Source organism: Acetomicrobium mobile, from assembly GCF_937920065.1.
The window spans coordinates 1-21739 of record NZ_CALETC010000148.1; the positions used below are offsets into that span (position 1 = coordinate 1).

Consider the following 21739-nt stretch of genomic DNA (forward strand, 5'->3'; position numbering starts at 1 on the left):
TCTCCGCCTTCTGGGCCAAGATCAATGATGTAATCGCAAGAGACTAAAAAATCTAAATTGTGTTCTATCACAACAACTGTATTACCCTGATCGACAAGCTTGTGCAGTAGCACAAGTAACTTTTTAACGTCAGTGTAGTGTAAACCTGTAGTTGGCTCGTCTAAAAGGTATAACGTATGCCCTCTAAATTGCTTAGAAAGCTCCGTGGCAAGTTTAACCCTCTGTGCCTCTCCTCCACTTAAGGTAGGTGCAGGTTGACCAAGGCGAATGTAACCTAATCCGGCTTCCCTTATCACCGAAAGTTTCCTTGCAATCTTCGGTATGTCCTTAAAAAACTTGCAAGCTTCGTCTACGGTCATATTGAGCACGTCCGTTATGTTTTTGCCCTTGAACTTTACCTCCAAAGTTTCTCTGTTATAACGCTTTCCCTTGCAAACTTCGCAAGTTACGTAAGCGTCGGGCATGAAAAGCATCGGAACTTTCACTAATCCTTCTCCTTTACAGGCCTCACACCGGCCACCTTTTACGTTGAAGCTGAAACGGCCCCTGTTGTATCCTCGTAATTTTGCTTCTGGCAACATGGAAAAAAGCTCCCTGATGTGGGTGAATACACCAGTATATGTAGCCGGGTTCGATCTGGGAGTGCGTCCTATGGGGCTTTGGTCTATCAGTACTACATTTTGAATTTGAGAATATCCTTCAATGGATCGATGTTTACCTACTCTTGCCCTAAAATCGCTGTCTATAAGCTTTTTAATGCCCTTGAAAATGACTTCATAGAGCAACGTGCTCTTTCCAGAACCGGAAACTCCGCTAATGCAAACTAGCCCTCCTAGCGGAACCTCGACGTCAATTGACTTTAAATTGTTTTCCTGAGCCCCGTGAACTTTTATGAAGCCCTTGGGTTTTCTTCTGTTATTGTAAGGAGGGAGCACGATCCCTGAGCTTTGTCCTCGAAGATAGCGAGCAGAGAGGCAGTTCGAGTTCTGAATATCTTTTATCGAACCCTCAAAGACTATCTCTCCCCCATGTTCTCCTGCAGCAGGTCCAAGCTCTATGATGTGGTCGGCAGCCATCATCACTTCCCTATCGTGTTCTACCACTATTATGCTATTTCCTAGCTCCTTTATTGACTCGAGAGTCTTTAGCAATCGGTTAGTGTCCCGTGGGTGAAGCCCTATGGTGGGCTCATCTAATACGTAAAGCACGCCACTGAGCTTTGAACCTATCTGGGTAGCCAGATGAATGCGCTGGCTTTCTCCTCCACTTAATGTATCGGCCCTCCGATTTAGCGTCAAGTAACCGACACCTACGTCCACGAGGAAAGAAAGCCTTTTTACAAGTTCTTCCGCAACCGGCCGTACCACCTTTTCCCACTGACTTTCCTTTGCCTTCACGTTTTTAATGACGTTTACCAAAAATGCAACCTGCATTTCCACCATGTCTCCAATGCTGTACCCTGACACCTTTACGGCCAAGGCTTCAGGACGAAGTCGCTTTCCATTGCAAGCTTCGCAAATGTCCTCAGTGCGAAAACGAGCAAGCTCTTCTTTAACGTTTTCTGATTTTGTTTCCTTCCACCGTCGCTCTAACCAGGGAATTAATCCTTCGTATCGTCCCATATAGGTATATTCTTCGCCGTGGTTCCTATAGGTCATAAGGGCTCTATCGTTGGATCCGTTTATTATCGTGTTTATGATCTCTTGAGGCAAAGATTTTAATGGTCCTTTTAGATTCCACCCCTTTGATCTAGCGAGCGCTTCCATACGCCTAAGCATATAGTGATTTTTGCCCCAGGGAATAATGGCGCCGTCTAGGGCGCTTCTTTCTGGATCTATAGCTAAATCCTTTGAGAAATACTCGTAACTTCCAATACCTGAACAGGAGGGGCATGCGCCGTAAGGACTGTTGAATGAAAAAAGCCTCGGTTCTACTTCTGGAATAGAAATCCCACAATCCAGGCAGACGAATTTGTTGGTGAGCAACTGCTCTTCTTTTTCGTCAATGACGAACAACACAAATCCGTCAGCTAGTTCAAATGATTTTTCTACAGCTTCACTCAAACGGTCCTTTTTCGTTTCTTGAGCGCGTATGCGGTCCAAAACAACCTCTATGTTATGCGGTTTGTTTTTGTCCAAGGCTATCTCCTCTTCAAGCCAAAGAATTTGACTATCAACCCTTACTCTTACGTAACCGGCCTGTCGTAATCTTAAAAATATGTTCTTGTGCGCTCCTTTTTTTCCTTTAACTACAGGCGCAAGAATAGAAAGCCTTCTATCGGGCCATTTATTTAGGACTAGCTCGACTATCTCGTCCACAGTGTAACTGTGAACTTCCCTGCCGCAAATGTGGCAGTAAGGCGTGCCTGCTCTTCCATATAGCAACCTTAAGTAATCGTAAATTTCAGTCACGGTCCCAACTGTGGAACGTGGATTGTGAGAAATTCCTTTTTGTTCTATTGATATAGCCGGCGAGAGGCCTGAAATATCGTCGACATCAGGTTTGTCTTGCATGCCCAAGAATTGTCTTGCAAAGGCCGATAAAGACTCGACGTATCGACGTTGCCCTTCGGCATATATTGTGTCGAAAGCCAGTGATGATTTCCCAGAACCTGACGGACCTGTCATTACCACCAACTTATTTTTTGGGATCTTTATATTTATGTCTTTTAAGTTATGCTGTCTTGCCCCTTTTACGATTATGTATTGTTCCACGTGTTATTTTTCCTCCCTTGATTTCACTGATCAAGTCTCGCAATTTGGCTGCTTCTTCAAAGTTGAGCTTGGAGACGGCATCCCACATCATACGCTCTAGCTCGTCAAGTGAAATTTCACTTGACCTTGGAAGCAAGGTCTTATCGCTTTCATCAATTGTTTTATCCAAGAGTTCTTCTGGTAGAAGATGAACAACGGGTTTCACTATGCTTTTAGGAACGATTCCGTGCTTGCGGTTAAAGTCCTCTTGCACTTTTCTCCGCCTCTTGGTTTCCCTGGCGGCAAGGGCGATGCTTTCAGTCACTTCATCAGCATAAAGCACGACTGTGCCGGCCGCATGCCTTGCTGCCCTGCCTATCATCTGTATGATCGAACGAGAAGAGCGCAAGAATCCTTCCCTGTCTGCATCAAGTATTGCTACTAAACTCACTTCGGGTAAGTCAAGCCCTTCTCTGAGCAAATTAACGCCAACTAAAATGTCAATATTTCCAATCCTTAAGTCACGCAGCAGCTCGGCTCTCTCGAATGCGTCTAATTCCGAATGTATGTATTTTACTTTGTACCCTACCCCCGCGAGGTATTCAGCCAAATCTTCCGCCGAGCGCTTCGTCAGAGTATTGACCAAAACCCTTTGGTTACTTTTTACAGATTCCTTCAGTCGATAAAGCAGATCATCCAGCTGATTTCTGGCTGGAATCACCTCAACTTTGGGATCCAATATCCCGGTCGGCCTGACCAGCAACTCAACTATTTGCTTTGACACCGAAAGCTCAAAGTCACCTGGCGTTGCTGAAACGAAAATAGCCTGTTTCATGTAATCCTCGAACTCTTCCCACCGCAACGGCCTGTTGTCTAAGCATGAAGGCAGCCTAAATCCATGCTCTACCAGCGTTTTCTTCCTTGAGATATCGCCGTTATACATTCCCCTAATTTGCGGAATGGTTATGTGCGATTCATCTATCACCACGATGAAATCTTCGGGAAAGAAGTCTAAAAGGGTCCCCGGTGGCTCGCCTGGATTTCGACCGTCAAGATGGCGGGAGTAGTTTTCGATCCCGGAACAATACCCCACTTCCGATAGCATTTGCATATCATATCTCGTTCGTGTCATAAGCCTCTGTGCTTCAAGAATCTTGCCTGATGCTTGAAGTTCGGCAATCCTGACCTTCAATTCCTCCTCGATTGCCTTTAAGGCTTTTTGTATGTTATCTTGCGTTGTCACGTAGTGTTGTGCGGGAAATATGGCAGCATGATCTTTTTCAATAATCGCCTTTCCCCAAAGTGGGTCAATTTCTTCAATCCTTTCTATTTCGTCGTCAAAAAAAGATACGCGCAAAGCAGTATCGCTATACGCAGGATAGATCTCTATGATATCTCCTCGTCCCCTGAAAGTCCCAGGTTCCAGCGCTACGTCATTGCGCTCGTAGTAATTGTCGAGTAATCTCTTAAAAAAGCTCTTCCTGCTTATGATATCTCCGACGCTGAAACGAAAAATTGCGTCCTCGTAAGACTTTTTCTTACCCAAACCATATATACAGGATACGCTTGCCACTACAATAACGTCTCTTCTTTCAAGCAGCGATTTTGTCGTAGCAAGCCTTAATTTTTCTATGCGTTCGTTTATTGAGGCATCCTTTTCGATGTAAATATCTTGAACTGGCAGATAAGCTTCAGGTTGATAATAATCGTAGTAGCTCACGAAGTAGTGAACTTCATTGTTTGGGAAAAAATCTTTAAATTCGCTGTAAAGTTGAGCTGCTAATGTTTTATTATGAGCGATTACCAGGACAGGTCTTTGAATCCTTTCTATGACGTTAGCTATAGCGAAGGTCTTTCCGCTACCTGTAACTCCAAGAAGAGTTTGATAGCGCATGCCTTTTTTTAAGCCTGAAATTAATTTCTCTATGGCTTGCGGCTGATCTCCGGCTGGTTTCCAAGGGGCATTTAGCTCAAACTTTTCCAGACTTTCCCTTTGGCCCTTCATATTTCAAATACCACCTCAAATATATATGATATCAAGAAAAAGGATGACGCGCAGAGATTTCTACGCGTCATTTATATAATAAAGGTACTCTCGGACAACCTATTAAGTTAGTTTCAAACAAGTTAATTTCAAGCTGGATCTACCCGAGGCTCCCACTGGACTGGCGCCTTTTTGTCGATTGCCTGTGATGCAGCTACCGATTGTTCCTCTGCTTCTTCGCTTTTGACTTCCGGATCTCTTTGAAGCGCATGGTTTATTAATATATCCAGTTCTTCTCCTTCCAGCACTTCTTTTTCAAGTAAAACTTCGGCAATTTTTTCTAAAACTGACTCGTGCTTAATTAAAAGATCTTTAACTGTCTCGTAACAATTGTCAATGATGCGCCTTACTTCCTGGTCTATTGCGTATGCTATCTCTTCGCTGTAATTTCTGTCCTCAACTATATCCCTTCCAAGAAAGATCTCGTGTTGTTTCCGACCCAAGCGTATAGGGCCCAGTCGATCGCTCATTCCAAATTCCGTCACCATTTTTCTTGCTATTTGAGTAGCCCGCTCCAGGTCATTTTGAGCTCCAGTGGTTATATCGTCGCCCTTTAATTCCTCGGTTACTCTTCCGCCGAGTAAGACGCATATCCGGTTCAACAATTCCTTCTTGGAAATGAGAAAGCGGTCTTCTTCGGGCAATTGCATTGTGTAGCCTAATGCCTGATGTCCGCGTGGGATGATGGAGACCTTATGAACAGGATCGCAATCGGGTAACAACTTGGCCACCAAGGCATGCCCTGATTCGTGCAGGGCTATGATTCTCTTTTCCTTTGGGCTTATTACTCTGCTTTTGCGTTCAGGACCTGCTATGACCCTGTCGATGGCCTCCTCGAACTCTTCCATCGTTATGAGCTTTTTGTTGCGCCTTGCAGCTAGCAATGCTGCCTCGTTGACGAGGTTGGCTAGGTCGGCACCTACGAATCCAGGAGTTCTTTTGGCGATTATCTCGAGGTCAACATTTGGATCGACCTTTTTGTCGCGTACATGAACTTTGAGTATAGCTAACCTGCCTTTGGAATCTGGCCGATCGACCACAACTTGACGATCGAATCGTCCGGGTCGCAAAAGAGCGGGATCCAGAATGTCCGGTCTGTTGGTGGCAGCTAATACTATTATTCCCGTAGAGGCATCAAACCCATCTAGCTCAACGAGCAATTGGTTTAGGGTTTGTTCTCTTTCATCGTGCCCCCCTCCAAGTCCTGCTCCTCTGTGCCTGCCCACGGCGTCTATCTCGTCAATGAATATGATGCAGGGTTGATATTTTCTTGCTTGCTCAAACAGGTCTCGCACCCTGGCGGCACCAACACCGACAAACATTTCAACGAAATCTGAACCACTTATACTAAAGAAGGGCACATCTGCCTCACCGGCTACCGCGCGTGCAAGCAAAGTCTTGCCCGTTCCTGGAGGTCCCAACAAAAGCACGCCTCTAGGCACCCTTGCGCCTAAAGCGGTAAACTTCCTAGGATTGCGCAAGAATTCAATTACCTCTTGTAGTTCCTCTTTTGCTTCGTCGCAACCGGCAACATCGTCAAAAGTGACCTTTGGACGATTATCTAAAAACATCTTTGCCTTGCTCTTGGCAAAAGACATGACCTTGCTTCCGCCGCCCTGCATGTGATAAAGGATAAAGATCCATGCTCCTATGAGAAGGAGAGTTGGAAATAGGGAAGAAACCATGCCTGACCACCAAGGCGTCACTTGAGGCGGCTTTACCTCCACATTGACACCTTTTTTTGCTATTTCTTTTGCCAAATCACCAATGCCAACTGCGTATGTGTTGAAATGACGACCGTCTTTCAGCCTTCCTGTGATGTTAGAACCATCTACAGTGACCTCCGCGACGTTACCCTTGTCTACCTGGTTTAAGAACTCTGAATAGGATAGAGGGGTCACATCGTGGGACGGTTGCATGGGAGCCATGAACATGTTGACTAGGCTCACGACGAGCACTATTAGGATCAAATATAACCCCAAATTTTTCATCATTTTACCCAAGTTATTACCACCTCTTTTGCCACTTGGCACATTTTTTACCCTATACTGAAGGCCTTACAACGTGTATGGAGGGCAAATTGCGCCACAATCCTGCATAATCGAGCCCATATCCAACTACGAACTCGTCAGGTATTGTAAATCCACAATAGTCTATCATAACTTCTGTCTGGTGCCTCTCTGGCTTGTCGAGAAGAACGCAGATTTTAAGTCCCCTAGGCTGTCTTTCCATCATTAATCTCGATAGATAAGAAAGTGTTAGTCCCGTATCCATGATATCTTCAACTATTAAGACCTCGCATCCCTTGATGTCAGTATCAATGTCTTTGACGATTCTAACGATGCCACTCGTCCTTGTAGAGGCACCATACGATGATACCGCTAAAAAGTCAATCTTTACTTTTACGGAGCTATCGATGTTGCGCACTAGATCTGATAAGAAAATAATAGCCCCCTTTAGGACGCCAATCGCGATTAATTCCTTGCCAGAGTAATCTTGAGATATTTGTTGTCCTAATTCCCTTACTCTTTTTTTGATCGTCTCTTCGCTCAACAGGACTTCGCTCAGTTCGTACGACACGAAAATTACATCCTTTCGCTTCTCTTATATTGTGCTTTTATTTGAATCGCGTCCAATGAACGACTTTCAGCTCTGCGCTCTCCACCTTTACCGTGTAACGGTACCCACCACATTTTACAACTTAAAATGAATATTGGCCATCCTTGTTTAGACCACCAAGGCATGAAATCGAATGTTTGTCCCAGAATTTTGCGGGCGTTTTTAGCAGAAATTATTCTTAAAAAAACATCATCTTTATCATCGAATAAAAGACGACATTGGTGCGAGCCGAACTTAGGTGTCTGAAAGCGCTTATTCAAGCGTTTCCAGGATATATTCCAGCCATTCCAAAAAAGACTCCCTGAAGGTTGCGATCCAAGGTCAATTGATGTGTTTATGAATTTGACGTTCATGTCCCAATTTACCCAAGCAATGAAATCTTTATCGGCGCATACTTCAATCTTATCTTCCCACTGAAATCGCCAATTTAAACTTTCCCTCACAAGTTTTACCAGTAATTCTGTTCGGTTGCTGGAAAGAGTAGTTAAAGAAAGATCGCGTTGCTGTTTTCTGATACACTCGGCTAACTGTTGCGATGGAAGCTCCAAAGTTTCTAACACTTTCCTATCCCAGGTGATCATGGTGTAAGGTAACGGTTTGCGTCTTAATAAGTTGTTTATTTTTTCCGCCTGTGCTTCTAGCTGGTTTACGACTCCGACGGCTTGTCTTGAAAGCGTGGCGATGTGCTCTTTGACCCTTGGGTTATACTCCTTCTCAAGCAGTGGAATTAAGTGTAAGCGTATTTTATTTCTGGTGTAATCGACTTCAAGGTTAGTGGAGTCCACTCTCCAGCTCATTTTGAGGCCATCCAGAAGTTCGATTATCTCGGATCTGTCAAATTCAATCAAAGGCCTTATTATGTATTCCCTTTTTTCGGGAATGCCCTGAATTCCTCTAATTCCTGTGCCTCTTATAATGTTAAAAAGGACCGTTTCAACCAGATCATCTTTATGGTGACCTACAGCTACATAGGAGGCTTTGTTTTCTTTTCTGACTTTTTCTAGAAAGGCATAGCGCAACCTACGAGCTGCCTCCTCGACACTTTCGCCTTTTTGGCGTAGCTTGGGCACAGGAGCTCTTTCCATGAAAAAAGGACATCCCATTTTAGATGCTAGATCACGTACAAAAAGTGCGTCATCCAAAGATTCCTTCCCTCTTATACCATGTTCAAAGTGTGCCACAATCACTTTGCCACGCCATAGATTAACAAGCAGCCAAAGAAGCGCGATGGAATCAGGTCCACCGGAAATACCTGCTACAATTGGGTTGGTCTCATTCCACCAGCCTTGACGAATGCCGGTGTCTCTAAACCTGGGATAGTATTCCTTCATAACCCATTTGGGGATGCTTTTTGAGGTATCCACCTAGAAAATCACCTGTACAAAATAATAAAGATAGGCGGGGATCCCCCCGCCCTCTTAACACTTCTATTCGTATCAACAAATTGGTGGCGGTGAGTGGATTTGAACCACTGACCCTGCGGGTATGAACCGCATGCTCTCACCATCTGAGCTACACCGCCACAATAATTGGTTGCGGGGGCAGGATTTGAACCTGCGACCTTCGGGTTATGAGCCCGACGAGCTACCGACCTGCTCCACCCCGCGATATAAATTATGCGAAGAACATATGCACCACATGGTGCCGGGCGCGGGACTTGAACCCGCACGGACCTTGCGTCCCCGGGATTTTAAGTCCCGTGCGTCTACCATTCCGCCAGCCCGGCTGGCACAACCATTATATGAAGATGTAGATTTCTAGTCAAGTGGGGGTTAAGATCAGCTTTTATTTTTTTTCGCCATCGCAATGAGCGAGTTTAGCTCTTTAACTAAAGGTTGCACGTCGCTCCGCGTAGCCCTCTTCTGCAAGATCTCCTCAGGTGTCAGGTTTTTGCCCCAGTAGGCAATGTTAGCGTTTTCATCGATATCTACAGTGCCGCCACCCAAAGAGACCCCAGCAAATGCGCCTTTTGCCAAGGAATAGCTGTATATGGAGTTCGTCGCTGCTCCCGCTCTGCGTCCGACGGGACCTGCTGCAACTGAAACGTCAGCACCCAAGTTTACATGTTCTTTTTTCAGCGCATTCAATCCAGCCTCGTCCATTATAACCAATATCATGCCGGTAGATTGTACGCCTATTTGAAGCCCCAGTGATACTCCACCTATGCTTAAAAAAGATGGGCCGTACCATCGGGTTGTATTAGGCTCCCTTCGAAGTAGCAATCCTTCTCCAAATTCAGCCCCAAATACAAACCCTGCTTTTGTAACGTTGGGGAATATTGCAACGCCTACACAATCGCCTAGCAGGTCTATCAAACCTTCAACATCACTTTGCTTGCTCATTTCTTGTAAAAGCTGAGTTGACAGGGTTATTCTTTGCTGTGGTGTTTTTGCCCAAGCTACTGAGAAGAAAAAGCATACCAAAACTATAGCTAGCAATACCACTGGAATTATAGTATGTTTTATTTTTCTTGCTGTCATCACGGAATAACTCCTCCTAAATTTGTAAAGTTATTCTCCAAAATCATTATACAACGCATTGTCAGCTTTGTCTTCGTAAAAATCACTAATTTGATTTATTATATTAAAACGTCTATAACATTAAAAATCAGAAATTAGCAAAGGCAGATCCCGAATGATCATAGCTATATCAGTAGGATAGGATAATGGCATACTTAGTCTACGTTATAGGAATCAGATCATATATTACCCTCATAAATAGTGATCACAAAATGTGAGCAACGCACTTGACGAAAAACATGTGATTATGATAAACTGGGTTTTGGTTACATCATGAATTCATTTGAATAATTCGTTAGGAGGATTGCACAATGTTGCGTGATTATATGCTCACATTAGATAGCGAATTAGGACTCGACAAAAACGAAAATCCCTTCGAACTTCCCTCTTCCCCTAGGGAAGAGATGAGGAAGTTAATTTCTAGTATTGATCTAAATCGCTATCCGGATCCCTTAGCTTTAAAGCTTAGGAACAAATTGAGCGCGAGATTAAACTATCCGCAAGAATGCATCGTCGTTGGCAATGGCGGCGATGAAATACTTTCTATGTTGTTTACGGCTTACGTAAAACCAGGCGACAAGGTGCTTACAACGTATCCCTGTTTTTCTGAATATAACCGACTGTGCAGGATATTCGGGGCTGAACAACACGTCTTACATCTAGGTTTTCATGAAAATGAGATCACGCTGGATGTTGAGCAGCTTTTAGATGCTGTAGCGAGGATTTCGCCCAAACTAATTTTACTGGACAACCCGCACAATCCTACTGGAATGTTCTTGGATCCAGCTGTATTACTAGAAACTGCAAAGTTATCCCCTTGCCCCTTTGTCATTGATGAAGCTTATGTTGAATTCGCCACCAAGTCGTCTTTGGATGTTTTAGATAAAAACATTCCCTCAAATTTGTGCATTTTGAGGACTCTCTCTAAGGCGTGGGGGCTTGCGGGTTTAAGGGTTGGATATGCTTTATGCTCTGAGGATATCGCTATGAAGCTTCTTGACGTAAAAAGTCCTTTCAACGTCAATGTTGTATCGCAAGAAATTGCTTGTATAATGTTGGAATATGACGAGTGGATGAAGAGCAGAGTTTACAGCATTAGGTTTTTACGTGATAAATTTATAGAAGAAGTAAACGAGCTAGAATCCTTTCATGCCTACCCAAGTCAGGGTAATTTTGTCCTGGTACGCACGGATATTGACAGGGAATACATGAGCACGATTTTGAAGGAGAAGGGCATAAGGTTAAATATGCTCGAGTTGGATGTGAATGGTTTGACCTGGATGCGTATTTCCATTGGAAAAGAAGACGAATTGAATTATGTTATACAGGTTTTTCGTTCCATTGTGCGACAACCAAATGTTGAATTTGTTATAGCTTAAGATATTTTACCCCCTTGACAAATGCACATTTAAAGCTGTAATATTGAAGCTAGCGTTTAAAAGTCGTACAATAAAGCGCGAATTATCAAGATGTGCATTAAAAGGGGGGATAAAAAAAATGACAGAGAAGTGGAAGGATCGTTTGACCGACCAACTTTGCAAAGCTTTCTTGGTCTTGGAAAACATTGATGAAGTTTACAACTTTCTTGAAGACGTCGCAACTATCGGTGAAATAAGGGCACTAGCTCAAAGGCTTGAAGTCGCTCGCTTACTCGAAGAGGGGTATACTTATCCCCAGATAGCACAGCAAACGGGCGCAAGCACGGCAACCATAAGCCGCGTGAAGAAATTTCTTGAGTACGGTGCTGATGGATACAAATTGGTACTAGAGAGGCTCAAGACCTTCGAAGGCGAAACCAGGCCGGAGTAACTTTTCAAGTGTTAAAGGCATTAGCGATATGATAGAAAAGGACGACATTAGTCAAAAGGCTGTCGTCCTTTTCTTGTTTCAAGAAAGTTAAAAGAGCTACATTCTTAGCAACTTCATAATAAAGTTTTCTCGAACCTCCATGGCGCCCGTTGGGCACATTTCATGACAGCAAAGGCATTTGACACAGATTCGTCTGTCGATTTCAGGCAAGGGGTTCATCTTAATGGCGCTCTTGGGGCAAACCTTAACGCAAACGCCACACCTAATGCAGTTAACTTCTTGAAGATGAGGGCTCAAGGCTACCCATCTATGTGCCCAACCCCTCAACCACGTTGGAAGCATTCTCGATGAAGAAGCTCTTTTAGCGAATCCCTTTATTTCCAAATTATCCGGATCTATGCCAATTATGGTTATATCGCTCATTGAAGAAGGTCCTATTCCCCTTTTAGCGGCTAAGTTTATCAAGGGAATGTCTAAGGGATCTTTATATCCCATTGCTTTTGCTGCTACAAAATCAACTGCCAAAGCGTTTTCGGACGCCATTAAAAGGCCTGCAAACCTTGGTTTGCCGTGAGTTGGACCGTTTCCTTCCATTGCGTAAATGCCATCCAAGATATTTATCTTCGGAGGGTTTATTGAGTATAGGTCTATTATTGCATTGCATAACCTATTGATCGACGTGGACAAGTGAGCCTTTTTTCGCGTGTCCGTGTCAGCTATGCCAAAACAGTTTTTCACACAGGCCGTAATTTCCGTTTCAACATGCGTCTTTAATTTAGCTATATTCACCACGAATGGTGCTTCATAATAACGTTTTGATACGGAGAGGTCTTTTAAGACAACATTAGAAGGTCGTTTGAGTGTCACGAAGCCAGCGTCCGATAAGATTGTAGCGACAGCGTTGCCATCGTCTTTTACAGCATCCAACATACCAGTTAGCTTTAAAAGCTCTTCTTTTTTGTCTGCATGAAGATGTCCTGGAGAGTCTGCGACGGTTATTTTCCCCGAAAAGCCACTGTTTCTGACGAGCTTAATTAAAGCCCTCACAACAGAAGGATGAGTTGTGACGGCTTTGTCAGGCGGTTTTGGGGCGAGAAGGTTTGTCTTGAAAAGGAGCTCGTTGGGCATATTGGTCTTAGGCCATCCCCCGATCATCTCTAAAGCGTCGGCCAAAGCATTGTAAACCTCGTCTGCTTCATAGGAAGAACAACGACTTACCGATACCAGAAACTTATCTGTCATTCACTTTTCCTCCCGATGCAAAAAGACATAAATTGTGCTCATTTAAGGGGCATACTTCGCATTTAGGCTTCCTGGCCATGCATATGTTTCTACCGTGAGAAATAAGGTCTAGGTGGGCGGACCAGTATAAATTTTCAGGAACAGTTAATTCCATGATCTCTTGAATTTCACGAGGGCTCCTTTGAGGATGGACCCATCCAATCCTTTTGCATATACGACTTACATGTGTATCGACTGGGAAGGCAGGTATTCCTAGATCAAACAGTAAAACGCATGCGAGGGTTTTGGGGCCGACGCCAGGAAGAGAGCTTAGAAATTCAATTATATCTTCTTTTTTCATCTTTCGTAGTTGCTTGAGGCTGCAGTTGCCAAATCGATTTGCTATGATCTTGAGTGTTTCTTTAATTCTAGAAGCCTTAATATTGGACAAGCCAGCAGGCCTAATAGCAGCCGCTATTTCGTCATGAGTGGCTTTTAGCACATCGCTCCACTGCGAAAAACGTGATTTTAAAAGCTTGTAAGCTTGATCTCTATTTTTGTCGTTTGTATTTTGTGACAATATTGTCAAGATTAAACCATCCAGTGGTTCTTCTCGTATTTTCTTGGCGGGTCGCAGGCGACCCCACAAACCCGCCAAAATCTCTATGACGCTCAGTACCCATTGCTGGTCTGGAAGATCGAAGTTGTTGGAGCTTGGCGAAGGGTACTTTTTCGCCAAGGTTGTCATATCATCGTTTCCTCCCGAGCGACTTCTGACTTTGTTTTATTCTTTTTCATCATTATTTTTTTCATCATTTTCTTCATCGTTCTCATCTTTTTCTTTTTTTCGGAGTTTCCTTCTAAGTTTCGCTGCCTCTTCCATAAGAGATCTAAGTTTTTCCTTGACCTTGCCATGAACAGAATCTTTGGGATATTCACCTGATTCATCGGGTACGCCTGCTGGAACGCCCGTCAAAATTTCTAGACCCTGATCGACGGTCTCTATTGCCCATATGTTGAATTCACCATTTTCTACGGCCTCTATAACCTCATGATCTAGCATCAAGTGAATTAAATTCTGTTTAGGGATCACAACACCCTGCTTACCTGTCAAGCCACGGAGTTTGCAGTACCTAAAAAATCCCTCGATCTTTTCGTTTACCCCTCCAATGGGTTGAATGTTACCAAATTGATCTACCGAACCGGTGACTGCGATGCCCTGCTTGAGCGGGTAATTGGAAAGAGACGACAGTAAACAGTATAACTCCGTCGAGGAAGCACTATCGCCTTCTATTTCCTCGTAAGTTTGCTCGAAGGCGATCCTTGCCGATAAAGTTAACGGCATGTCCTGGGCGTATTTTTTGCCCAAGTAGCTTGAAAGTATCATTAAACCTTTGTTATGAATGGGCCCTGTAAGTTTGACCTCTCTTTCGATGTTAACGACCCCTTCTTGTCCCATATAGACGTTGGATGTGATCCTTACCGGATGGCCAAAAGTGTGATCCCTCATGCCTATAACGGTAAGTCCATTTATCTGCCCAACCCTTTCGCCATCGGCTTCAACGCGAAGGATTCCATCCTCAAAGGCCTTAAACATGCGATCTTCTATTAAACTGACTCGATAACGCATCTCGCTAACTGCCTTTCGAACGTGTGTAGCTTCTACTACTTCTTTGTCCTCTTCTTTGGCCCAAGCCGTTGCCTCGATCAATACCTCTGTTATTTTATTCATTTGCGTTGTCATTCGACGTTGATGATCTGCCAATCGAGAGGCAAATTCTATTACTTCGCCCACTGCCTCCCTATCAAAGGGAAGTAAGTTTTCCTGTTGCGTGTATTCTGCTACAAAGATAGCCATATCGTATTCAGTGGCTTCGTTTCGCGGCATATCCACGTCAAAGTCCGCCTTTATTTTAAAAAGTTCAGAGAATTCCTTGTCATATAAGCTCAGCAAGTAGTAAATTAGTCGAGTACCTACGATCACAACCTTGATGTTTAATGGAATTGGCTCGGGTCTCAGGGAGGAAACGGGTATAAATCCGAGCTGTTCTCCCAGGTTTTCTATGGTCAATTGGTCATCTTTAAGGGCGCGTTTTAGCGCATCGTAAGACAAGTACTGCCTTAATAATTCCTCTGCCTCAAGGACTAAGTATCCGCCATTTGCCCTGTGAATTGCGCCGGCAACTATTTTTCTAAAGTCCGTGTAAAGATGACCTTGTCTGCTTTCATATTCCACCTTACCCATTAGATTGTAGTATGTGGGGTTAGATTCCCTGACCACCGGCGCGCCTTCGTCCGGGTCGTTGCTGACAAAGACATTGACCATATATTTCCCAAAATCCACTTCTATGCTTTCATCTCTTGCAGCAGCGACGAAAATGTTGAAGTTTTTGATCACGTCTTCCTCCATGGAATCGAGCCATTTCGACAGCTTTTCCGATTTTGCGTACTTTTCCCTGACCTCATTTAAAATGGGGTTTATGGCATTACGTGAGATGTTTCTTTCTAGCTCTCTAATCCGATCCTTTAATCCCTTCTCGAGATCTCTAATTCTTCTTAAGGTATCTAAGGTGTGTTGGGATATCTTTTCTGATATCTCTTGCAACCTTTTTCGTTCTTCATCTGAAAGGGCCTCAAACTCTTCTTGCTGCATTTCTCTGTACACTACCTTGCCCTCTTGCTCAATCTTGACCAGCGGTATGTTTACGAAGCCTTGCGGGGTGCGTTTTATGATGAATCCGTTCTGTTGAGCTATATTTCTTAAACGCTCCATCAATTCGTTAACTTGTTCTTGAAATTCCTTGACAAGTTGAGCCTTTGCATCCTCGTACTGACTATCCTCAAAAGCCTTGCTTAAGGTCGATTTGAGCTCCTCAATAACTTCCGTTATTGATCGGGCAAACCTTTTACCTTCTCCTGCGGGCATGTTTATTTCCATTGGCGAGCTTGGATTATCGAAATTGTGCACGTAAAGCCAGTCATCCGGAGCAGGCAATTTTTTTGCCCTCGCTTCAATTTGCCTCATGGCATAGGTCATGCGGCCGCTTCCGGGATTGCCCACTACAAATATGTTGTACCCTTTCTTGTCGAGTGACAACCCAAAAGAAACCGATTTTGCCGCCCTTTCTTGGCCTATTAGTCTTTTATCACTAACGAGATCTGCCGTGGTGATAAAGTCGAACTTTTCAATAGGAGATTTGAAGCGGAGCGACTCCTTAGGCACTCTTTTTTCCTCTAGCAAAGATGACATGTGTTCTTACCTCCTTTAAGCTTCAAATTTCTTTTACTGCTGGAATTGGTGGAATCAGCTATAATACCCCCGCCCATGACGATTTCTCCATCGTAGATTACTAGCGATTGGCCAGGTGCAACACCCCAAAAGGGAGTTTCAAGTGCTTCGACTATAAATTGATCATTGTCAAGGCAGGATAATACAACAGGCTTAGGTGTCGTTTTGTACCTATGTTGTGCTGTATATACTTCTCCAGTTTCTGGTCTTTCGAGCCAATGGGGATTAAAGCATTTTACAGTTCGCCTATATAAATCTTCTTTTCTACCAACTATTAAAGTGTTATCATGCTCCTTAATGCTTAATACATACCATGGCCCATTTGATAACCCCAATCCTTCCCTTTGTCCAACTGTATAAAAGATTGCTCCTTCGTGGCATCCAAGAAAATCGCCTTGCGAGGATATTATGGGACCTTTTTTTGCCCTTATCTTGGCAGAGATAAAATTCCTTAAAGTTTTTCGCTCGCTTAAAAAACATAGGTCTACACTTTCTCGGACATCGCTGAACATGTCTCCAAAGATCCCTTTAGCCTTATCTTTTACTTCGGCCTTTGTCCACACTCCCAAAGGGAAAATTATTTTGCCCAACCATTCCTTCTTGAGACGGTAAAGCATATAGCTTTGTTCCTTTTTTGAATCCTTGCCACGAGCCAGATGATAATTCGAATTGTTTTCAATAATTCTAGCATAATGTCCCGTTGCGACGAAATCAGCGCCCAATTTTTTAAGCATCTCAAACAAGGTTTTAAATTTAATACTTGGATTGCAAAGTATGCAAGGATTTGGTGTGTTTCCCCTAGAGTAAGAGTTGATGAAGGGTTTTATGACCTCGTTTTTAAATTTTTCCTTTGCGTCGACGAAATAGCACGGGATATTTAAAAAATGGCAGACATCTTTCGCTCTTTCAGCATCTTCTTCATGGTTATCTGACATAAGCAGATGACAACCAATTACATCATAACCATGTTGCAATAATAACGCTAAGGCGAATGAGCTATCGATTCCGCCACTTATGGCTGCTATCACTTTCACCTTGGAGATCACACGCCTTTTGTCAATTTATGTAATTGTAAAATTAACGTCGGGATAAGAGCGCTTGTCAATATAATGCCCCATTCACTTAAGGATAGAGGCACTATCCTTAAGACGCTTTGAAATATTGGAACGTAAGTTATCGTTACTTGAAGTAAGATCGAGGCTAACACGCCACAGAGCAGATAAATGTTACTCCATAAGCTGGAGGGATGTCTTAAAATGCTAGCTTCTCTAACGTTAAAGACAAAAAACAACTGCGCCAAAACCAAGCTGTGAAAGCCTATCTCTGTCGCCTTAAGCGGGGAAAATCCGAGAAATTTCAGGGCGTAAAGGGTTACGCCCAAAACTCCCAAAAACATGATGATGCCAAAAATGCCTATCTTCAACTGGTGCGCCTTCGTCAAGATATCTTCGTCCTTTCTCTTGGGCGGCCTTTTCATTGTGTCTGTTTCTGGCGGGTCTAAAGATAATGCTAGGGCCGGAATCACGTCGGTTACGAGATTTATCCACAAAATCTGGAGAGGCAGTAGGATAGCAGGAAGTTGAAGTAAGATTCCGCCGGATACGATTAAAACTTCGCTCAAATTGCAGCAAAGCAAGTACATGACAGCCTTTCTGATATTGTCAAATATCCTGCGACCTTCGGCGATAGCATTTACTATAGTTGCAAATCTGTCATCTTCAAGTATGATGTCGGCAGCTTCTTTACTGACCTCAGTGCCCTGTATGCCCATGGCTATTCCTACATCGGCCTGTTTTAAGGCAATAGCATCGTTCACGCCATCGCCCGTCATGGCTACTACCTCGCCTGCCTTTTGAAGGCCTTTTACTATCTTGTATTTGTGTTCAGGAAGTACCCTGGCAATTACCGCCACTTCTCTCGCCCGTTGCGCAATATCTTCCTCGCTCATCGCGGAGATCTGTTGGCCATCTAAAGCTCTAGAGTCACTATCATCCAATATGCCGACTTCCTTGGCGATGGCTATTGCTGTGGTAACATGATCTCCCGTTACCATTATCACATGAATCCCCGCTTCGCGGCAATTAGCAACAGCCTCCCTTGCTTCCTCTCGAGGAGGGTCCATTATTCCGACCACTCCTAAAAAGGCCAACTCTTCCAAAGATTCGCCAAATGCAAAGGCAAGGGTTCTCATGCCCATGCTGGCCAGTTTTTCCACTGCCTCTTTCCACTTATCACGAAGGGCAGGAGAAAAAGGTTGCAAACTATCATCTTCGTAGATGAACTTGCAATCCTGCAGCAAGCGCTCCGGTGCACCTTTAACGGCCACAAAATCGTCATGGTATGTAACCATGCGCATGACGGAGGAATCAAAGGGGTCTTCTTTTAATCTGGGAAATTCTTTTCTGATCTCTGTGATGTCAAAGCCGTTCTCGTATGCCCATTTGAGCAAGGCGATTTCCATGGGATCGCCTATCTGATTTTCGTTATTTAATGTAGCGTTATTACATAAAATGGCAACCCTAAAAATCAAATCCCTTGCTCGGTCATTTGTAACGAGGTGTTCTCGAACTGTCATTTTGTTTACCGTTATAGTTCCTGTCTTGTCCGTGCATATTACGGAAGTGCTTCCCAAGGTCTCCACGGAGGCTAAGTTTCGAACTAATGCGTTGAGTTTTGCCATTCTATGGACTCCCAGAGCAAGAGTCATCGTTGCTACAAAGGGAAGTCCCTCGGGTATTGCCGCTACAGCCAAGGCGATGCCCGTTTGAAGCATGGGTAAAAGTTTGTTGCCCTCAAATACACCCAGGGCGACCGTAATTGCTACGATTGCGAGCACTAACTTGATGAGCAATCGGCTGAATTTTGCAAGGCGTGCTTCCAGGGGGATCTCTCTTTTTTCGACCGTTTGAAGCATCTTGCTTATGCGCCCAAGCTCGGTATTAAGGCCGGTAGCGCAAATTACAACCTTAGCACTTCCTCGCACGACTGCAGTTCCTGCGTAAAGACAATTAACCCTATCGGGAAGCGGAGTGTCTTTAGGCAAGGTGTTAACTGATTTGTCTACGGGGACCGATTCTCCGGTAAGGGCCGATTCGTCTACCGCCACTGAGTAACCCTCTATTAACCTGCCGTCCGCAGGAACCACGTCGCCAGCCTCAAGCAAAACCATGTCTCCCGGAACCAGGTCTTGTGAGGGCAATAAAAAAATCTCTCCATCACGCAATACCTTAACTTGATGTACGACCATCAATTTTAGAGCCTGTAATGCCTTTTCGGCGCGGTATTCCGTGAAGAAACCAATGGCAGCGTTAATCAATATTACGATTATTATCGCTCCTGCATCCAGCCTTTCGCCCATTATGATGCTGATGAATGCGGCGACGGCTAGAACGTAGACCATAGGACTCTTAAATTGTCTTAAAAAAAACTTCCACCATGGAACTTTTTCTTCTTCTGCCAGTTCGTTTGGCCCAAAGATCCGCAAGCGCCTTAGGGCCTCGTCACTAGACAGTCCGTGCTCTCTCGATGAGTGAAGCAGGGAAAGCAACTCTTCCTCAGGTATATCATGGAAATCCTTCAGCTGAATTACGTCTTCCAACAGTGGTCCTCCCTTTAGTTGTCCTTAATATTCTACACCCTTGCGTGCTGATATATTTTTTTGATATGGGTGTTTAATCTCAACCATTTCCGTTACCAAATCAGCGATTTCTATGATTTCCTCGGGAGCATTTCGTCCGGTTAAAACGAGCTCGATGGTTGGGAGTTTTATGCTGATCAAGTTTAGCACATCGGATATTTTGAGCAAACCGAAGTCGACGGCAACATTAATTTCGTCCAGGACTACCAAGTCGTATTTTGGATTAGTGAGGCATTTTTCAGCAATTTCAAGTCCTCGTTGTGCTTCCTCTAGGTCCCTATCGGTATGTTTACCTTTTCTAAAACATTTGTCTCCTCCCGTCCTAAAGAGTTCAACGTTGGGAAGATAGCTCAGGCCCTTTATTTCACCATAAAAAGGCCATCCCTTCATGAATTGAACCATAGCAGCTTTTCCGTCGTGACCAACGCATCGCACGATCAAGCCCATAGCTGCGGTGGTTTTTCCTTTGCCATTTCCAGTGTATACTTGGACCAATCCCCTTTCAAATAAAGACACAATAGGTCACTCCCATTGAAACAAATTTTTTATGGTATTACAATGCCTGTTGCAGGGAGGTATGTCAATAGTGAATCGAAAAGTTTTCCTCGTTAAAGGTGTCGTTCAAGGCGTAGGTTTTAGACCCTTCTGTTCTAGAATGGCGAAGGAGCTTGAGCTTGGTGGGTCGGTGCAAAACAACTCATCAGGTGTCATAATAGAGCTTTACGGCACAGATAAAAATATAAAAACATTCATGGAAAGACTCATAGAGGAGGCCCCTCCTCTGGCAATGATTCAGGCAATAGAAGTAGTTTGCGAGGATGATGTGCCGGAGGGCTTGAAGGATTTTACGATAAGAACAAGCGAAAAACAGGAGATACAACAAGTATTGATACCGCCTGATATAGCGACTTGCGATGATTGTTTGAGGGAGATGAGGGACCCGGGAGATAAAAGATATCGGTACCCCTTCATTAACTGCACGAATTGTGGGCCGAGGTATACAATTATCAAGGGACTGCCCTACGATAGGACGAAAACTACCATGGCTTGTTTTCCCATGTGTGAGGATTGTAGCAGGGAATATCACGATGTGACCGATAGGCGCTATCATGCTCAACCAAATGCATGTTCAAGATGTGGCCCCACCTTATGGATTTGCGATGTGAAGGGAAAGAGGTTAGCAATAAATGACGAAGCCATCGAATTAACCAAAAGATACTTGAAGATGGGCAAGATATTGGCCATAAAAGGCGTAGGTGGTTACCATCTAGCCTGCGATCCAAAAAATGATGAGGCTGTAAGGACACTTCGAGTTCGAAAAAGAAGGCGTGATAAGCCCTTTGCACTTATGGCAAAGAATTTGGATGCGGCCAGAAAAGTGGTATTTATTAATGAAATGGCTGAAAAGCTGTTGCTATCGCCAAGAAGACCTATAGTTGTATGTCCTAAAAGAAGCTGTGATCGATTGTCAGATTACGTGGCTCCCAATATTGACACCTACGGAGTGATGTTGCCCTACACACCGGTGCATCATTTACTTTTAGAAGATCAAGATCTTCTAATCATGACAAGTGCGAACCTCTCGGATGAACCTTTGGTTGCTGGCAATAGGGAAGCCTTGAGGGATCTCGGCTCGATAGCCGACTACTTTCTCATGCACGATCGCGATATCTACGTTAAGATAGACGATTCAGTCATTGCCTTGGCTGGAAGGACGCCGATTTTGACCAGGAGAGCCAGGGGATATGTTCCTCAACCTTACATTTCCAAGGACTTGCTGCCGCCAATTTTCGGGGCAGGGGGAGAGATGAAATCAACCTTCTCGGTTGCACATGACCATTACATCTTTACTAGCCAATATTTGGGCGATTTAAAGGAGCTTTCAAGCATCTCGCTATACGAGCATGT

15 protein-coding genes and 3 tRNA genes are annotated in these 21739 nt (G+C 44.1%); 3 read left to right on the plus strand and 15 right to left on the minus strand.

The genetic code is table 11. The features are described from left to right. The 9 genes from uvrA to Q7P41_RS05725 all read right to left on the minus strand — a co-directional run. A partial coding sequence (gene uvrA / locus Q7P41_RS05685; RefSeq protein ID WP_303882820.1) for an excinuclease ABC subunit UvrA occupies positions 1 to 2714 on the minus strand: 2714 nt, incomplete at its 3' end. Beyond that, positions 2674 to 4698, minus strand: coding sequence for an excinuclease ABC subunit UvrB (gene uvrB / locus Q7P41_RS05690; protein ID WP_303882821.1), 2025 nt, complete (start codon positions 4696 to 4698; stop codon positions 2674 to 2676). The genes uvrA and uvrB, both read right to left, overlap by 41 nt. A gap of 128 nt (positions 4699 to 4826) precedes the next feature. Then, positions 4827 to 6740 (minus strand): ATP-dependent zinc metalloprotease FtsH, encoded by a 1914-nt coding sequence (ftsH, locus tag Q7P41_RS05695; RefSeq protein WP_303882822.1) that lies wholly within the window; start codon positions 6738 to 6740, stop codon positions 4827 to 4829. Between the two features lie 40 nt (positions 6741 to 6780). Further along, positions 6781 to 7317 carry a hypoxanthine phosphoribosyltransferase gene (hpt, locus tag Q7P41_RS05700; RefSeq protein ID WP_303882824.1) on the minus strand — a complete coding sequence of 179 codons (537 nt, stop codon included), beginning with the start codon at positions 7315 to 7317 and terminating at the stop codon, positions 6781 to 6783. A gap of 5 nt (positions 7318 to 7322) precedes the next feature. Continuing rightward, entirely contained in the window at positions 7323 to 8720 is a 1398-nt protein-coding gene (tilS, locus tag Q7P41_RS05705) for a tRNA lysidine(34) synthetase TilS (RefSeq protein WP_303882826.1), read from the minus strand. An 81-nt stretch (positions 8721 to 8801) separates the two neighbouring features. After that, positions 8802 to 8878 (minus strand) — tRNA-Met (locus Q7P41_RS05710). 8 nt (positions 8879 to 8886) lie between these two features. Next, positions 8887 to 8963: transfer RNA gene (locus tag Q7P41_RS05715), tRNA-Met, on the minus strand. A 32-nt stretch (positions 8964 to 8995) separates the two neighbouring features. Next, positions 8996 to 9082 (minus strand) — tRNA-Leu (locus tag Q7P41_RS05720). A gap of 52 nt (positions 9083 to 9134) precedes the next feature. Continuing rightward, positions 9135 to 9836 (minus strand): lipid-binding SYLF domain-containing protein, encoded by a 702-nt coding sequence (locus Q7P41_RS05725; RefSeq protein WP_303882839.1) that lies wholly within the window; start codon positions 9834 to 9836, stop codon positions 9135 to 9137. A gap of 350 nt (positions 9837 to 10186) precedes the next feature. On the opposite strand from Q7P41_RS05725, the gene Q7P41_RS05730 reads away from it, so the two are divergent. Continuing rightward, the gene (locus Q7P41_RS05730) at positions 10187 to 11254 is read left to right on the plus strand and encodes a histidinol-phosphate transaminase (RefSeq protein ID WP_303882828.1); all 1068 of its coding nucleotides are present in this window, start codon (positions 10187 to 10189) and stop codon (positions 11252 to 11254) included. Positions 11255 to 11372: 118 nt separating this feature from the next. After that, a complete protein-coding gene (locus Q7P41_RS05735) occupies positions 11373 to 11684 on the plus strand; it encodes a YerC/YecD family TrpR-related protein (RefSeq protein ID WP_303882829.1) in 312 nt (103 codons plus the stop codon). A gap of 96 nt (positions 11685 to 11780) precedes the next feature. On the opposite strand, the gene Q7P41_RS05740 is transcribed toward Q7P41_RS05735, so the two are convergent. From Q7P41_RS05740 to cobO, 6 genes are read right to left on the minus strand one after another with little or no spacing between them, the layout of a single operon-like run. Then, positions 11781 to 12926, minus strand: coding sequence for a DUF362 domain-containing protein (locus Q7P41_RS05740; RefSeq protein WP_303882830.1), 1146 nt, complete (start codon positions 12924 to 12926; stop codon positions 11781 to 11783). Continuing rightward, positions 12916 to 13653 carry an endonuclease III gene (gene nth, locus Q7P41_RS05745; protein ID WP_303882831.1) on the minus strand — a complete coding sequence of 246 codons (738 nt, stop codon included), beginning with the start codon at positions 13651 to 13653 and terminating at the stop codon, positions 12916 to 12918. Before nth ends, Q7P41_RS05740 begins: the two co-directional genes overlap by 11 nt. A gap of 36 nt (positions 13654 to 13689) precedes the next feature. Next, positions 13690 to 16155 carry a Lon protease family protein gene (locus Q7P41_RS05750; protein ID WP_303882832.1) on the minus strand — a complete coding sequence of 822 codons (2466 nt, stop codon included), beginning with the start codon at positions 16153 to 16155 and terminating at the stop codon, positions 13690 to 13692. Beyond that, positions 16140 to 17228, minus strand: coding sequence for a tRNA 2-thiouridine(34) synthase MnmA (gene mnmA, locus Q7P41_RS05755; RefSeq protein WP_303882833.1), 1089 nt, complete (start codon positions 17226 to 17228; stop codon positions 16140 to 16142). Before mnmA ends, Q7P41_RS05750 begins: the two co-directional genes overlap by 16 nt. An 8-nt stretch (positions 17229 to 17236) precedes the next feature. Continuing rightward, positions 17237 to 19792 (minus strand): calcium-translocating P-type ATPase, PMCA-type, encoded by a 2556-nt coding sequence (locus Q7P41_RS05760; RefSeq protein WP_303882834.1) that lies wholly within the window; start codon positions 19790 to 19792, stop codon positions 17237 to 17239. Positions 19793 to 19816: 24 nt separating this feature from the next. Further along, positions 19817 to 20347: a cob(I)yrinic acid a,c-diamide adenosyltransferase gene (gene cobO, locus Q7P41_RS05765; protein WP_303882836.1), complete on the minus strand. Its 531-nt coding sequence runs from the start codon at positions 20345 to 20347 to the stop codon at positions 19817 to 19819. A gap of 61 nt (positions 20348 to 20408) precedes the next feature. Here cobO and hypF point away from each other — a divergent pair. Beyond that, positions 20409 to 21739 (plus strand): carbamoyltransferase HypF (hypF, locus tag Q7P41_RS05770; protein WP_303882837.1); only part of this gene is annotated, 1331 nt, incomplete at its 3' end.

Coding starts and splice junctions, on each gene's coding strand:
- uvrB (WP_303882821.1), bottom strand. CDS start 4,698: ATGAAGGGCCAAAGGGAAAGTCTGGAAAAGTTTGAGCTAAATGCCCCT.
- Q7P41_RS05725 (WP_303882839.1), bottom strand. CDS start 9,836: ATGACAGCAAGAAAAATAAAACATACTATAATTCCAGTGGTATTGCTA.
- Q7P41_RS05730 (WP_303882828.1), top strand. CDS start 10,187: ATGTTGCGTGATTATATGCTCACATTAGATAGCGAATTAGGACTCGAC.
- Q7P41_RS05735 (WP_303882829.1), top strand. CDS start 11,373: ATGACAGAGAAGTGGAAGGATCGTTTGACCGACCAACTTTGCAAAGCT.
- Q7P41_RS05740 (WP_303882830.1), bottom strand. CDS start 12,926: ATGACAGATAAGTTTCTGGTATCGGTAAGTCGTTGTTCTTCCTATGAA.
- nth (WP_303882831.1), bottom strand. CDS start 13,653: ATGACAACCTTGGCGAAAAAGTACCCTTCGCCAAGCTCCAACAACTTC.
- Q7P41_RS05750 (WP_303882832.1), bottom strand. CDS start 16,155: ATGTCATCTTTGCTAGAGGAAAAAAGAGTGCCTAAGGAGTCGCTCCGC.